The sequence below is a fragment of the Shewanella carassii genome, from assembly GCF_002777975.1.
GTDB classification, from domain to species: domain Bacteria; phylum Pseudomonadota; class Gammaproteobacteria; order Enterobacterales; family Shewanellaceae; genus Shewanella; species Shewanella carassii.
The window spans coordinates 179,185-193,936 of record NZ_NGVS01000004.1 but is presented as its reverse complement, the minus strand read 5'-3'; the positions used below and the strand labels follow the sequence as shown (position 1 = coordinate 193,936).

The following is a 14,752-nucleotide window of genomic DNA, read 5'->3' as shown; positions in this document are numbered from 1 at the left end:
AAGTTTCGAGAGAATAGGCTGTTATGTTTAATGTTTATCCAGTAAAAAGCGAACTTTGGTGAGACTTTTTCAATATAATTGCGATTTTATTAAAATCTCAAGATAAACATCCTTGACAATGGCAATGAAAAAAAGCAATCCTGTCTGCAATCCAGTCATTCCGGGGAGCACTACTCCCAAGTGAATCGACCTGAACATAAGAGAACGAAACGAGTATAGAAACCTAAATGCATCAGCTAAGCTCAGTTGTAATCACCACCATTACAACCACCACCATTACCAGTGTGGGGGCGGGCTGACTATACCCTTAAGAATTTCAAACAAAAAGCCCGCTCCCTCCAAGGAGCGGGCTTTTTGTTTCCTGGGCGGGCGCGGTATTTAAAGGAGAGATAGATGAAAGTGATGAAGTTCGGCGGTACCTCGCTGGCAAACTGGCAACGGTTTGAAATGGCAGCTGAAATAGTTCTGACCAGTGCCAGAGAAGAGCAAGTGGCCACAGTACTGTCGGCTCCGGCAACCGTAACCAACAATCTATTGGCCATGGTCGATATGGTATTGGCCAAAGGGGATGTCGATGAAGCCCTCGCCAAGGTGGCCCAGGTATTTGAAGCCTTGTACGCCGATGCGTCAGTCTCTCTTTGTGAGGAAGCCAGACAGCAGCTGGAGAAGGTGTTGGCACAACAGTTGGCGAGTTGGCGCGCAAAATTGGCTGGGGTTCAGCTTTTGGGAGAATGTCCCGATAGCGTGCGGGCCGAGATCCTGGTGGCCGGTGAGCGACTCTCTGCAGCCTTGATGGTCGAAGTGCTCAAGGCCAAGGGAGTCAGTGCCGGTTTACTCGATCCGAGGGAATTATTCCTCGGTGTCGGCACACCACTGGAGTCTGTGGTGGATATTGCCGTCAGTAAGCCCAGATTTGCACTGCTTCAGCTCGATGAGCAGAGAGTGTGGGTCATGCCCGGGTTTACCGCCGCCGGTGCCGATGGCAAGGTGGTGACTCTGGGGCGTAATGGTTCGGATTATTCGGCTGCAGTTCTGGCCGCCTGTCTGGATGCCGACTGCTGCGAAATCTGGACTGATGTCGATGGGGTCTACAATACCGATCCCCGGGTGGTTGCCGATGCCAAGCTGCTCCCTCAGCTCAGTTACCAAGAGGCAATGGAGCTCTCCTATTTTGGCGCCAAGGTGTTGCATCCCAAGACCATTTCGCCCATAGCCCAGTTCCAAATTCCTTGCTACATCAAAAACAGTTTCAACCCCCAGGCGCCGGGTACTCTGGTATCCAATCAGCCGGATCAGACCGGGCTGCAGGTCAAGGCTATCTCCAATCTGGATAACCAAACCATGTTCAACGTCTCAGGTCCGGGAATGAAAGGCATGGTGGGCATGGCATCGCGTATTCTAGCCTCCATAGCCAGATCCAAGGTTTCGGTATCACTAATCACTCAAAGCTCCAGCGAGTACAGCATCAGTTTCTGTGTGGCCACTTTGGATGCCCCCAGAGTCAAGTGGGCGCTGGAGCAGGAGTTTGAACTTGAGCTCAAGAGTGAGCTGTTGGAGCCGCTGGAGATGCGGGATCAACTGGCGATAGTATCCCTGATAGGTGACGGCATGCGTACCCACAAGGGCGTGGCCGCGCGCTTCTTTCAGGCTCTGGCCCAGGCCAGTGTCAATATCATTGCCATTGCCCAGGGTTCGTCCGAGCGCTCTATTTCTGCCGTGGTCGAGCAGCGCAAGACGCGTCATGCGGTGGCGGCCTGTCACCAGGGCTTTTTCGATGTGCAGCAGTATCTCGATGTCTTCCTGGTTGGCGCCGGTAACATAGGTGCTGGCTTGTTAGAGCAGATAAAACAGCAGGAAGCCATGCTCAAAGGGCAACATATCAGTATTCGGGTTTGCGCCATCGCCAACTCAGGCAAGATGTTGCTCGACGCCGCCGGTATCTCCCTGGCCGATTGGCAGTCAAGGCTCAACGATTCGTCCGTCGCTTTTGATCTGACACAGATGTTGGCCTGGGCTAAGGAGCAGCAGTTGCTCAATCCTGTATTGCTGGATTGCACCTCTTCGGATGTCATTGCCGGCCGTTATCTGGATGTGATGAATGCCGGTTTGCACGTGGTGACACCCAACAAGAAGGCCAATACCCGTGAGTTGGCTTTTTACCGCGCGCTGCGGCAAACCGCGCTGGCCCAGCGGCGCCAGTTCCTTTATGAAACCAATGTCGGCGCCGGTTTGCCGGTTATCGATAACCTGAAAAAGCTGCTGTTTGCCGGTGATAAGTTGCTACGTTTCCAGGGGATACTTTCGGGTTCGCTGTCGTTTATCTTCGGTATGCTGGATGAGGGGATGAGTCTGTCACAGGCCACGGCCATTGCTCGGGAAAAGTGCTTCACCGAGCCGGACCCCAGAGACGATCTCAATGGTATGGATGTAGCGCGCAAGGTGTTGATTTTGGCCCGGGAAGTGGGCTTGCCGCTGGAGCTGGATGATATTCAGGTGGAGTCTGTCTTGCCGGATGACTTTGATGCATCAGGCGATGTGGCCCAGTTTATGGCGGCTCTGCCACAGCTGGATGCCGCCGTTGCCGAGCGAGTGGCTGCCGCCCATGCCAAGGGTAAACGCCTGCGTTATGTCGGCCAGATAGATGAGTCAGGTTGCAGGGTGCGTATCGCCGAAGTGGCGGCCGATGATCCCCTGTTCAGCGTCAAAGGTGGTGAGAATGCGCTGGCTTTCTACAGCCGCTACTATCAGCCGATCCCCTTTGTGCTCAGAGGCTATGGCGCCGGTACTGAAGTGACGGCTGCCGGGGTGTTCGCCGACTTACTCAGAACCCTCAACTGGACTCGGGAGGTCAGCGCATGAGTCAGTTTATTCCCGCCAATGCCCCCGTGACTGTCTATGCGCCCGCCTCTATGGGAAATGTCGGTGTCGGCTTTGATTTGCTGGGCGCCGCACTGGCACCCATTGATGGCAGTTTACTGGGGGATACAGTCACAGTGGGCGCCGCGCCTTGCGGCGTTTCTCTGACTCAACTTGGCCCCTGGGCTCATAAGCTGCCGCAGGAGCCGCAGCAGAATATTGTCTATCGCTGCGCCGAGTTTTTCCTAGGTGAGGCCGGGATCAATCAAGGCGTTTCCTTGACCCTGTCCAAGAATCTGCCGGTTGGCAGTGGTCTTGGCTCCAGCGCCAGTTCAGTGGTGGCAGCGCTCTATGGTCTCAATGAATATTTCAGCCGTCCCTATGATGAGCAGGCCTTGCTGGGGTTGATGGGGCGTTTTGAAGGGGAGATCAGCGGCTCGGTGCACTATGACAACGTGGCGCCTTGCTATTTGGGTGGATTGCAACTGATGCTGGATTTACCCGGGCGTATCTGCGAGCCCTTACCGGCCTTTGATTCCTGGTACTGGTTGGTGGCCTATCCCGGGATTTCATTGTCGACGGCGGCAATGCGCGCCTTGATGCCGAACCAATACGACAAGGGAACCTGTATAGAATTCGGTCGCAATCTCAGTGCCTTTGTTCATGCCTGTTACCGCCAGGATGAGGCACTGGCGCTGACTGTGTTGAAAGATGTGTTGGCTGAACCCTATCGGGCCGAGGCTATCCCCGGGTATCTGGCGGCGCGGCGCGGATTGTCTGAGCTGGGTATGTTGGCCACCGGTATTTCCGGCAGCGGCCCAACCCTGTTTTCCATCAGCGGCGATCTGGCCCGCGCCGAGCAGGCCAAACGCTACCTGGAGCAACACTATTTAACCGAAGCAGGCGGCTTTGCCCACATCTGCCGCCTGGATATTCAAGGCACCCGGATATTGTCCTGAAACGCATTTTCATCCAAAAAAAGAATTTAAGGCATCAATATGGAACTCTATAACCTCAAGCACCCGGCACAGCGGGTAAGTTTTACTGAAGCGCTCAAGCTGGGTCTTGGCATGGACCGAGGGCTCTTTTTCCCAACCCGGATCCCGAAACTGGCAGATGTCGATGCCCTGTTGGCTCTGCCTTTTGTCGAGCGCAGCAAACAGATACTCGGTGCCTGGCTCGCCGATGAGCTGGGGCAGGACTGTGTCGACAAGCTGGTGGAGAAGGCGTTTAATTTCCCTCTGCCGTTGGTGCAGGTGGATGAGCAGCGCAGTTGTCTGGAGCTGTTTCATGGGCCAACCTTGGCTTTTAAAGACTTCGGTGCCCGTTTTATGGCTCAGTGTCTCAACCAGCTTGGCGGCTCAGAGCCTCTGACTATTTTGACCGCTACCTCAGGGGATACAGGCGCGGCGGTGGCCGATGCCTTCTTTGGCCTGGATAAGGTGCGGGTGATGGTGCTCTATCCCAAAGGCAAGATAAGTGAGTTGCAAGAAAAGATGTTTGCCACTCTGGGCGGCAATATTCACACTGTTGCGGTCGAAGCCGACTTCGATGCTTGTCAGCATTTGGTCAAGCAGGCCTTTGAAGACAGTGATATTCGTGACGGTTTACACCTGAACTCGGCCAACTCCATCAACATCAGCCGCTTGCTGGCGCAGATCTGTTATTACTTTGAAGCGGTTGCCCAGCATAGAAAGCAGCATCAATCGGCGCCGGTTGTCAGTGTTCCCAGTGGTAACTTCGGTAACCTGACCGCGGGTCTGCTGGCCAAAGCCATGGGATTGCCCATCAAGCGCTTTGTGGCGGCCACCAACAGCAATGATACTGTACCGCGCTATTTGAGTTTTGGTGATTGGGCACCGCGGCAGACCGTTGCGACCATGTCCAACGCCATGGATGTGTCCGAGCCGAGCAACTGGCCCAGAGTGGAAGCGATTTTTGCCGAGATGAAATGGCCGCTGTCTGACTTGTCCGGCTTGGCGCTGTCCGAGGGGCAAACCCGTCAGGCCATGTTAGCGCTTGAGCAGACAGGTTATCTGGCCGAGCCTCATGCGGCGGTGGCTGCCGAGGCACTGCGTTTGTCATTGAAGGAGGAAGAGCAGGGGATCTTTCTGGCAACCGCGCATCCGGCCAAATTCAAGGATGTGGTCGACCGCGAGTTGAACACCAGTCTGCCACTGCCTCAGGCATTACAAAGAGTGGCAGATAAGCCGCTGCTGTCGGCTGTTCTGCCAGCCGATTTTGATAGCCTTAAACAGCACATGTTTGCGGTATTGAACTAAGGCCTTGGCTCAGTTCTTGGTTCAGCCCTTGGAGGTCGATAGGGCTGCCAAGGATTGAATTTAGTGCAGCAATTATCCCCAAAGCCGCAAATAATGCGGCTTTTTTACTGGGACGGTAGGGAGATTTAATCGACGGAGAGCGAATAGATGGTTTAGCGGCTAAGGCTGTTCAGCCAGGCAATTTCTTCGGGCCAGATCTCCGGGCGTATGGTTTCCAATATTAAGGGTATCCCCTTGGTGGCGGGGTGGCCGAGAATATACTCGAAAGCGGTTTTGCCTATTTCGCCCATGCCCAAGGAGTCGTGGCGGTCGACCCGGCTGCCGAGTCCCGTCTTGCTGTCGTTGAGGTGCATGCCCTTGAGGTATTGAAAGCCCACGATACGGCCAAAGGCGTCAAAGCTTTCCCGGCAGCTTTCCTGAGTACGAATGTCGTAACCTGCGGCAAACATATGGGCGGTATCCAGGCAAACGCCGACTCGGGATTTATCCTCAACCCCATCTATTATCTGCGCCAGTTGTTCGAAGCTGTGTCCCAGGTTGGAGCCTTGTCCTGCGGTATTTTCGATGACGGCACAGACGCCATCACAAGCTGCCAATGCAAGGTTGATTGAATCGCTGATGTTACGCAGACAGTGGTTTTCACTTATCTGTCGCAAGTGGCTGCCAGGATGAAAGTTCAGCAAGGTTAATCCCAATTGTTTGCAGCGAAGCATCTCATCGACAAAGGCATCGCGGGATTTTTCCAGCAGCAAAGGATCCGGATGTCCCAGGTTAATCAGATAGCTGTCGTGGGGCAGAATTGCCTCGGGTCTGAACCCCAACTGTTGGCAGTTTTCCTGAAAGGCGGCGATGGACTGCTCGGTTAAAGGTGCTGCCTGCCAGCGACGTTGATTCTTGGTAAACAGTGCAAAGGCACTGGCCCCTATCTTGTGGGCATTGAGCGGAGCATTTTCCACACCACCCTGGGCGCTGACATGGGCACCAACCCACCTTTCCTGACTCGTCACCCAGACTCCTCTATAGCGTTTGGCAAGCTGGATAAGTCGCTAATATTGCAAACTTGTCTATGCTTGAATGACTGAAAAACAACGGAAAGGGACTTTAACGTGTTTTCCTCTGAGGCTCAAACCGAATTCCCTGGCTACTGGTCCCGACTGCTGATTGAACTGGCTAAATTGCAACTGGGTTTGACCCAGGGACAGGACGTATTGCCGGCCCTGTGCCAGACCCTGGTACATGCCTCAGGGGCAGAGGCTTTGCTGATGGTGGAACGCTCAGAGTTGGGCGCCAACGATATGCCGGAATCAGTCACTTGTTGGTGTCGGGATCCGGTTATCTATTTGACGCTTTGGAGCAGTGTTAATCAATGGGCCAAAGAAGCGAGCCAACAAGAGCTTCATCAATGGCTGAAATTTACCGTCTGGCCAATCAAAGATTCAGAACTATTGCTGTTTTTCCACTCATCGGCTCCCGGTTGGTTTGAGTCTTTGGCCTCATGCCAGGCCAGTATCGGTCCCTTGGTGGGGGCCATCTATCAATGTCAGCTCAGCCGCAGTTCATCACAGTCGGCAGAGGATGAACTCTGCTTCAAGGCCGTTATAGACGGTGCCGACAGTTTATTACTGCTGTTTAGTCTCGAATCTGAGCGAGAACTCATCCTTTACGCCAACCCGGCAGCCACAGCTGTGACCTTATATGCCAACCGGGAATTGGTGGGCGCCAATTTAACCGGCCTGTTGTTTGAAGGCGAAGAAAGTGACTCTTTTAGGGAACAGTTGCGCCGCAAGGGCAGTTATACCGGGGAACTTTGGTGTCATAAGGGCGATGGCGGCAGGGAGTTATTGCATCTCAACTGTTACTGTATTTCCCAAAGTCGGCGCATATACGCCGTTATAGGTCGCGATTACAGCGAGCAGCATCAGTTGCAGCAGGCCGTGGCCAGAACCCAGAAGATGCAAGCCATTGGTGAGTTGGTCGGCGGCATAGCCCACGACTTCAACAATATTCTCGGGGTATTGAAGGGTAACCTGGAGTTAATGCAGCTTAAAACCTCTGATCCCAAAGCTGAAAAATACCTCAATACCGCCTTTAAGGCCTGCCAGCGAGGCACAGATCTGACCCGCAGACTGTTGTCGTTTTCGCGCCAGGAACAGTTCAATGCCGAGCCTTGCCAGGTCAATGAGGTGATTGAAGGTTTGCAGGAGTTGTTTGCCAAGTCCTTGACCAGTCAAATAACGCTGAGTATTGAGCTGGCACCGGATAACAAACCTGTGATGCTCGACAAAGGGGAGCTGGAAGACGCCTTATTGAATCTGCTGCTCAATGGTCGCGATGCCATGGAGGGCAAGGGAGAACTCAAGATCCGTACCGGCAGTGGCTATTTGACTGGTTATCTACCCGGGATCGCCGTAGGCAAGACCCAGGTGGAGCCCGGGCATTATGTATGGATCAGTGTGATTGATGGCGGCAGTGGTATTCCTGAAGCCTTTCAGGACAAGGTATTCGACCCGTTCTTCACCACCAAGGACAAGAGTAAGGGCACAGGTCTTGGACTGGCCATGGTGTACGGTTTTGTTAAACGTTCCAAGGGTTATATCGCCATCCTGAACACGGGAGTTGCCGGCACTGAATTCAGATTATGGTTCCCGCAGAGTCGTAAGTTGGCGACTGAGCCACAACTCAGTGCCAATACGGGGGAATTGCCCAGAGTCAGGCGTCCCTTAAAGGCAATTGTCGTGGATGATGAGCCAGAAATGTTGGAGGTGATGGCCGACTATTGCGACCTGCTGGGAATAGAGGCAGAGTTATTCCACGACCCCCTCACTGTGTTGCAACGCTACGAGCAGCGGTGTTGTGATGCAGAGCTTCTTATCACAGATGTGTTGATGCCTGGTGGTATCAACGGCTATGAACTTGCACAAAAACTCAATGTTAAACACTCACTGCTGGTGTTGCTGATCTCCGGCTTTATTCAGAACATAGGGATTTCCAGCGCTGACGAGATGCCATTTCCGGTACTGCATAAACCCTTTGATCTGACAGGATTGATTCTGGCACTCAAGCAGGTGGGAATTAGGTTTGCTGATGACAGTAAGGGAGAGTTATGGACAATTTAACTGTCTGGGTGGTGGATGACGATCTTGATTATCTGGCTTTGATAGAGGAAGTCTTACAGGATGATTACTCAGTTCAAGTGTTTGATTCGGCGACAGCTTATTTGGCGGCGTTGGAGTCGGCGACACCGGAAATTATCCTGATGGATATCAATCTGCCGGATTCCAGCGGTGTGGAGTTATGTGCTCACTTGCAATCACAGGGGCGGGAGGCGTCAGTGGTGTTTGTTTCCGGTATGAATACCCTCGACGAGCGTCTCAAGGCCTATGAAGCCGGGGCTGTGGATTTCATCGCCAAACCCTTTGACCTTAAAGAGCTGTTGGCCAAGGTTCGCAGTGTGGCGCAATATCAGCAGCGCAAACAGTCTCTGATGCAGGCTGAGTCCATGTCGAGAAACATGGCGTTTCAGTCCATGAGTGAATCGTCCCAATATGGTTGTGTGTTGCAGTTCTTCCGCCAGTGTTTTCTTTGCAGCAACTACCGTGCTCTTGCCGATGCTTTTTTTGAGTTGATGACTCAGCTCAACCTCAATACCTGTCTGGAAATACGCACAGACAGCGCCGAATATTTTGTGTCGGACAACACCCAGATAAGCCCGATAGAAGCCAATATTTTCGAGCTTTTGGACAAACAGGGACGCCTATATGACTTTGGTAATCGAACCATGTGCAACGACAAGCATGTGTCATTCTTGATCAAGAATATGCCGGTCGAGGATGAGGTGTTGTACGGCCGACTCAGGGACGTGATTGCCGTTGTGGTCGAAGGATTGGAGGCCAGGGTATTGGATATAGAGCGCCAACAGATGCTGCGTCGGGTGATGGATAGGTTGCACCTGTTGATGAAGCAGTTGGGTGATTCCATGCAGCAACAGGATCAGCGCTTTTGCGATACCTTATCGGGGATCACTACTGAAATTCGCAGCAGCTTTCATGTGCTGGACATGACAGAAGAGCAGGAGAGTTATTTTACCTCAATGGTCGAGCGGCACCTCCGTGAAGCCAGCTCTGCCGGTGAGGCATTTAATCGTATCCGTGGCTCTCTCAAAGAGATGCTGGTGATGATGGAGGAAAGCCAGGGCTGTTGAGGTGCCTAGCCTGAGTGTAGATTGCCATTGAAGGCTATATGTGTCACTAAATTATGAATTATTGATTTAGAAGGTTATTTTCCTTGATCTTTATCATGTCCCCGGAAAACATCTATGGTTAGTATTGAGTAATATTTGGCCTGTTTACTACTATTACTTAGAAAGGCCCGACTCAAAATGGAGTGCCCTATGCTGCAAAGATTGATGAATGACCACAAGCATATTGCCATATTGCTGAAGTTGCTGAAGGGGAAATACCTGAAGCTGGCCGAAGGTGAGCACGTCAATTTTAATCTGGTACGGGATGTTGTCGAATATATGCAGGGCTATGCCGAGCACAGCCATCATCCACTCGAAGATATCATTTACGACTATTTCCTCATTAAGGAGAGCCGTACCGAGCCTACCCGGCGTCTTGAGGAAGAGCACCAAAAATTGATTGAAGCTTCATCGGCCTTGATGGCGACACTCAACCTGATCCTCAACGATGTGGTGGTGGCCAAGGAAAAACTGGTTGCTGAATTGAAGGGATATGTGGATTTGCAGGAAAAGCACATGCTGTATGAAGAGCGGGAGATCTTTCCTTTGCTTGCCAAGAGCCTGAAGGATGAAGACTGGCAGAAGATCCAAAGCATGTGTGAGTTGAAGCTGATAGAGGATCCTTTGTTCAGCAGCGATGATGACCAGCTATTCGACGAACTGAGAAGCTATATTCAAACCGCCGACAGATAACCTTGTGGGAAGCAGACATTAAAAAAGAGCGCTTAGCGCTCTTTTTTAATGTCTCTCATATTTAGAGGAGGCTGTCGATATCATAGTCAAAACTGTTGTCTATCTCCTGTAGTTCCTTCAACAGACGATGTTTATCTTTCAGCGCTTCAATTTCACGCCATTTGCGCTTCTTGTTGGAGCTTCGAGAGCGGCTTGGTCTTTCAACGACTTCGTCTAGCGCACTACCATAATCCAAACGATCCATGGCAACCTCCTGTTGTTGTATGTTTTATCAACATTTAAATATCATACTTGGCAAACAGGGTGCAAGAAGAATGTTTCTTTTTTGTTAAATTGAGATGATGTTTTAATGAAGAGGCATAGACAAGATGGCGGACAAAAAAATACCAGTCAGTGGGGCTGGCTGGTATCTGTTGATTTGCAAGGTTAACTGGCTAGATTTTAGCTTTTCTAAAGATATTGATCAGAGCATTGCTGGAAGCATCGAGATCTTGACTATCTTGTTCTGCTCCGATACGCGACAGCACTTCATTTCCCAACGCCTTACCCAACTCGACTCCCCATTGATCGAATGAGTTAATATCCCAGATAGCGCCCTGAACCAGGGTTCTGTGCTCGTAAAGAGCAATCAAGGCGCCCAAGGTTATTGGGGTCAGCTTGTCCATCAACAGGGTATTGCTCGGCTTGTTGCCTTCCATGACCTTATGTTTGGCAATAAGCTGTTTCTCAGCCTCTGAGAGTGGGCTGTCGGCCAGTTCGGCCAAGGCTTCATCGAAGGTTCGTCCTTGCATCAGCGCCTGGGTCTGACCAAAACAGTTGGATGCCAGCTGAGCGTGATGCTCACCGATAGGATTATGGCTTTGCAATGGTAGGATAAAGTCAGCCGGGATCAATGCCGTACCTTGGTGCAACAGCTGGTGGTAGGCGTGTTGGCCATTGGTGCCTTCTCCGCCCCAAATAACCGGCCCTGTATTGTAATCCACTGAATTGCCGTCCAGAGTGACGGACTTGCCGTTACTCTCCATATCCAGCTGCTGGAAATAGGCTGGAAGCCCTCTGAGGTAGTGATCATAGGTCAACACCACATGGGATTGGGCGTTGAAGAAGTTGTTGTACCATACAGAGAGTAGCCCCATGATCACCGGCATATTCTGCTCTAGAGGCCTGGATGCGAAATGTACATCCATTGCTCTAGCCCCTGCCAACAGAGCCTTAAAGTTATCCATGCCTATCAGGGCGGCTATGGGCAGACCTATGGCCGACCAGAGAGAATAGCGCCCGCCAACCCAATCCCACATGGGGAAGATATTGTCTTCATCTATGCCAAATGCCGTTGCCTTGGCGACGTTGGAAGTAATTGCCGCAAAGTGCTTGCCGATATCCTGCTGTGAGCCGCCTTTGGCCAGGAACCACTCTCTGGCGCTGAGAGTGTTGGTCAAGGTTTCCTGAGTGCCAAAGGATTTTGACGACATCAGGAATAGGGTGGTTTCAGGATCCAGCTTTTTCAGTTTTTCACTGATGGCCGTGCCATCGACATTGGCAACGAAATGACACTTTAGCTTACCGTTCCAATAGGGACGCAGGGCCTCGGAGATAATCTTGGGGCCGAGGAAGGAACCACCAATTCCGATGGAGACAAGATCTGTGATCTTCTTGCCGGTATAGCCACGCCATTGACCCGAATAGAGTGCCTCGACAAAAGTTTCCATTTGAGCCAGAGTCTGTTGTACCTCAGGGACAACATTGATGCCATCGACACGAATATCCGCATCGGCCGGTGCTCTAAGAGCTGTGTGTAACACCGCGCGTTGCTCTGTGGTGTTGATTGTTTCACCGGCAAACATAGCTGCTATTTTTTGCTCAAGCCCAGCTTCACGGGCGAGCCTGAACAGCTCTTGCTGTACCGCCTCGGTGAGACGGTTCTTGGAGTAATCCAACAGCAGTCCACAATCTTTAATCGATAGCTGTTCAAAGCGCTGCGGGTTGTCGGCAAAGAGTTCACGCATATGAGGCATTTTTGCACTCATGGCCTTGAGAGTTTGCCAACTAGCAGATTCGGTCAAATGTGTCATGAGTTGTCCCTGAGCGTCTATTTCAGTACAGATCTTTAGTTCAGTTTAGCCTTGAGCATGGCTTCGAGTTTACCCTGATCTATGGCAAAGTTCCGAATCCCCTCGGCCAGCTTTTCTACTGCCATGGGATCTTCGTTGAACTCCCAACGGAACTCGGCTTCGGTCAGTGGCTTAGGGGGCTCTTGTATTTCTGTGGCTGGTTGCAGCTTGGTTACTATCTGGGCGTCCGAGTTGGCCAACTCTTCCAGTAAAGAAGGGCCTATAGTCAGACGATCACAGCCGGCTAGCTCAATGATTTCACCTGTATTACGGAAGCTGGCGCCCATAACCACAGTCTTATAGCCATGCTGTTTGTAATAGTTGTAAATCTGGGTCACTGAGATCACACCAGGATCTTCACTGGCACTATATTCTTTGCCAGTATCTTTTTTATACCAGTCGAGAATGCGGCCAACGAAGGGGGAAATTAGATAAACCCCAGCTTCGGCACAGGCTCTGGCCTGAGCGAAACTGAACAACAGAGTCAGGTTACAGTTGATACCATTTTGCTCCAGCTCTTTGGCGGCGCAGATGCCTTCCCAAGTCGACGCCAGTTTGATCAGAATTCGTGACTTGTCGATACCGGCTGCTTCATAGAGTTTGACCAGTTTGTTGGCCTTGGCAATGGAGCCGACTTTATCGAATGACAGACGCGCATCGACTTCAGTTGAAATTCGTCCAGGGACCAGCTTGAGAATTTCCACCCCAATGTTGACCGCCAGCTTGTCTGCGGCGTCTTGCAGTTGTTGCTGCGGATCCTGGCTCTGAGCTTTGGCCCAGGAAATAGCATCATCGATCAATGGGGCATACTCAGGAATTTGAGAGGCTTTAAGGATCAATGAAGGATTGGTGGTGGCATCTTGCGGATGATAGAGTTTGATAGCTTCAATGTCGCCGGTATCTGCAACTATGGTTGTAACGGATTTGAGTTGCGTGAGTGTGTTTGGCATGAAAAACATCCTTCTCAGATTACGGCCGCTTACGTGGTACGTGGGGATTACTGAACGCTATTAAAAGCGATTTTGCTCTCATTTCCAACCAGGATTGAAAAAAAATTACAAAAATGGTGAATAAATGTCAATGAGGAGCGTTATTGAATTAGAGGAAGTGTACTCCCATAATCAAGGGAATTCTAATGACACAAAGGCTGAAAATAAAAAAGTCGCTGCAGGCAGCGACTTTTCCGAACAAGTTCAGCTTATTTCAGCAGAGCTTCTTTTTCTTTAAAGCTCAGGTGAGCTTCGATACGGCGGTTCACCTTGTTGGCTTCAGCAGAAGAACCCTGCATCAGAGGTTGGCTTTCACCGTAGCCTTTGGCGCTGATACGGCTGGCATCGATGCCATACTGGTCAACCAGTACTTTAGCTACTGCATCAGCACGTTTCTGAGACAGCCACTGGTTGTAATCGGCTTTGCCTGGCAGTGATGCGTGGCCAGCGATTTCAAGATCGGCTTTAGGATACTTGCTCATGAAGTCTGCGACTTTCTGGATTTCAGCCATAGAGTCGGCTTTCAGTACAGATGAGTTGTTATCAAACTCAGCCTTAACTTCCAGCTTTTCCAGCTTCTCAACATAGATAGAGCAACCATTAGCATCTACTTGGTGGTTAGCTGGTGTGTTTGGACACTGATCCATATCGTCGTTGACACCATCGTTATCGCTGTCAACTGGCTCTACAACTACTGGAGCGACTACGGGTGCTGGTTTTGAAGTGCTGCCGAAACGGTAGCTCAGTTCAAGACCCCAATAGTTGCTTTCCATCGCCAGAGTGTTCCACTTTTCCTCATCGAGGTTTTCATAACGACGATATTTGGCGGCCAGTTTCAGGTTCTCTGTGATGTTATAACCGATACCAGCACCGAAGTAAGGTGCAACACCACTGTCACTGTAGTATTCACTACCCCATTGTCTGTTGTTGGAAATGTGGTAGTTCATAGCACCGGCTTCTGCAGACAGGCTCCACTTATCGGCGAAAGGCCAGAAAGCGACCAGTCCCAGAGTAGCACCCTTGGCACCTACGTCATTGAGTTTGTTGGCATAGTCGGTCCATTCGGCACGACCCAGGTCACGGTAACCCAGTTCAACACCAAAGTAATCGTTGAACAGATAACCTGCAAATACGTCCCAAGCATATGGATCGTCTTCACCACAGGTTTTCATGGTTTTCTGATCACAGTTAGGTTCGTAGTTGTTTACACCTAAGCCCGCACCTACATACCATGGGCTAAGTTCGTCTGCTGCTGATGCTGCAAAAGGCATCACAGATGCAAGTAACAATACTTTAAATGTCTTATTCATCATGTTCTCCAAGTCCATTGCTATTCGATTACCCAAATGTCCCGTATCGGAAACATGACTAGCACTTAATGTTGGGATCCCTTTAGTGTTTTAGCTAGCTGGCTCAATTATCCATTGAAATTAAGCTATTTTCCACTTAACCAAAGAGAATTTTATTGTTTAAAAATTCAACTGGAATGGGATTTAACAATATGGAATAAAGAAAAAGCGCCTGTTTGCAGACGCTTTTTTAATTTTGGCAAACAATTCGATAACTAAATTATTTGCTTCT

11 protein-coding genes and 1 other annotated feature are annotated in these 14,752 nt (G+C 50.9%); of the genes, 6 read left to right on the top strand and 5 right to left on the bottom strand.

What is annotated here, in order from left to right; translation table 11 throughout:
- Nucleotides 1-239: 239 nt before the first annotated feature.
- Nucleotides 240-360 (top strand) — a sequence feature (Thr leader region).
- A 33-nt stretch (nt 361-393) separates the two neighbouring features.
- From thrA to thrC, 3 genes are read left to right on the top strand one after another with little or no spacing between them, the layout of a single operon-like run.
- The gene (gene thrA, locus CBE72_RS01665; protein ID WP_100142011.1) at nt 394-2,859 is read left to right on the top strand and encodes a bifunctional aspartate kinase/homoserine dehydrogenase I; all 2,466 of its coding nucleotides are present in this window, start codon (nt 394-396) and stop codon (nt 2,857-2,859) included.
- A complete protein-coding gene (thrB, locus tag CBE72_RS01660) occupies nt 2,856-3,815 on the top strand; it encodes a homoserine kinase (protein WP_100142010.1) in 960 nt (319 codons plus the stop codon). The genes thrA and thrB overlap by 4 nt, the downstream gene beginning before the upstream one ends.
- Before the next feature lie 39 nt (nt 3,816-3,854).
- Nucleotides 3,855-5,138, top strand: a complete 1,284-nt coding sequence (thrC, locus tag CBE72_RS01655) for a threonine synthase (protein WP_028779797.1) — start codon at nt 3,855-3,857, stop codon at nt 5,136-5,138.
- 152 nt (nt 5,139-5,290) lie between these two features.
- On the opposite strand, the gene nfo is transcribed toward thrC, so the two are convergent.
- On the bottom strand, nt 5,291-6,145 hold the full coding sequence (gene nfo, locus CBE72_RS01650; protein WP_044734937.1) for a deoxyribonuclease IV: 855 nt from the start codon (nt 6,143-6,145) through the stop codon (nt 5,291-5,293).
- 99 nt (nt 6,146-6,244) lie between these two features.
- Between nfo and CBE72_RS01645 the strand changes: the two genes are divergently transcribed.
- From CBE72_RS01645 to CBE72_RS01635, 3 genes are all read left to right on the top strand, one after another.
- Complete coding sequence (locus tag CBE72_RS01645; protein ID WP_229671887.1) at nt 6,245-8,254, top strand: hybrid sensor histidine kinase/response regulator; 2,010 nt, start codon at nt 6,245-6,247, stop codon at nt 8,252-8,254.
- Nucleotides 8,242-9,339 carry a response regulator transcription factor gene (locus CBE72_RS01640; RefSeq protein ID WP_100142009.1) on the top strand — a complete coding sequence of 366 codons (1,098 nt, stop codon included), beginning with the start codon at nt 8,242-8,244 and terminating at the stop codon, nt 9,337-9,339. The genes CBE72_RS01645 and CBE72_RS01640 overlap by 13 nt, the downstream gene beginning before the upstream one ends.
- Nucleotides 9,340-9,528: 189 nt before the next feature.
- The gene (locus tag CBE72_RS01635) at nt 9,529-10,071 is read left to right on the top strand and encodes a hemerythrin domain-containing protein (RefSeq protein WP_100142008.1); all 543 of its coding nucleotides are present in this window, start codon (nt 9,529-9,531) and stop codon (nt 10,069-10,071) included.
- Between the two features lie 61 nt (nt 10,072-10,132).
- Here CBE72_RS01635 and CBE72_RS01630 read toward each other — a convergent pair whose 3' ends face one another.
- From CBE72_RS01630 to CBE72_RS01615, 4 genes are all read right to left on the bottom strand, one after another.
- On the bottom strand, nt 10,133-10,315 hold the full coding sequence (locus CBE72_RS01630; protein WP_100142007.1) for a DUF3545 family protein: 183 nt from the start codon (nt 10,313-10,315) through the stop codon (nt 10,133-10,135).
- Nucleotides 10,316-10,505: 190 nt separating this feature from the next.
- A complete protein-coding gene (pgi, locus tag CBE72_RS01625; RefSeq protein ID WP_100142006.1) occupies nt 10,506-12,143 on the bottom strand; it encodes a glucose-6-phosphate isomerase in 1,638 nt (545 codons plus the stop codon).
- 35 nt (nt 12,144-12,178) lie between these two features.
- Nucleotides 12,179-13,132, bottom strand: a complete 954-nt coding sequence (gene tal / locus CBE72_RS01620) for a transaldolase (RefSeq protein WP_100142005.1) — start codon at nt 13,130-13,132, stop codon at nt 12,179-12,181.
- Between the two features lie 248 nt (nt 13,133-13,380).
- Nucleotides 13,381-14,484, bottom strand: a complete 1,104-nt coding sequence (locus CBE72_RS01615; protein WP_100142109.1) for an OmpA family protein — start codon at nt 14,482-14,484, stop codon at nt 13,381-13,383.
- Nucleotides 14,485-14,752: the final 268 nt, after the last annotated feature.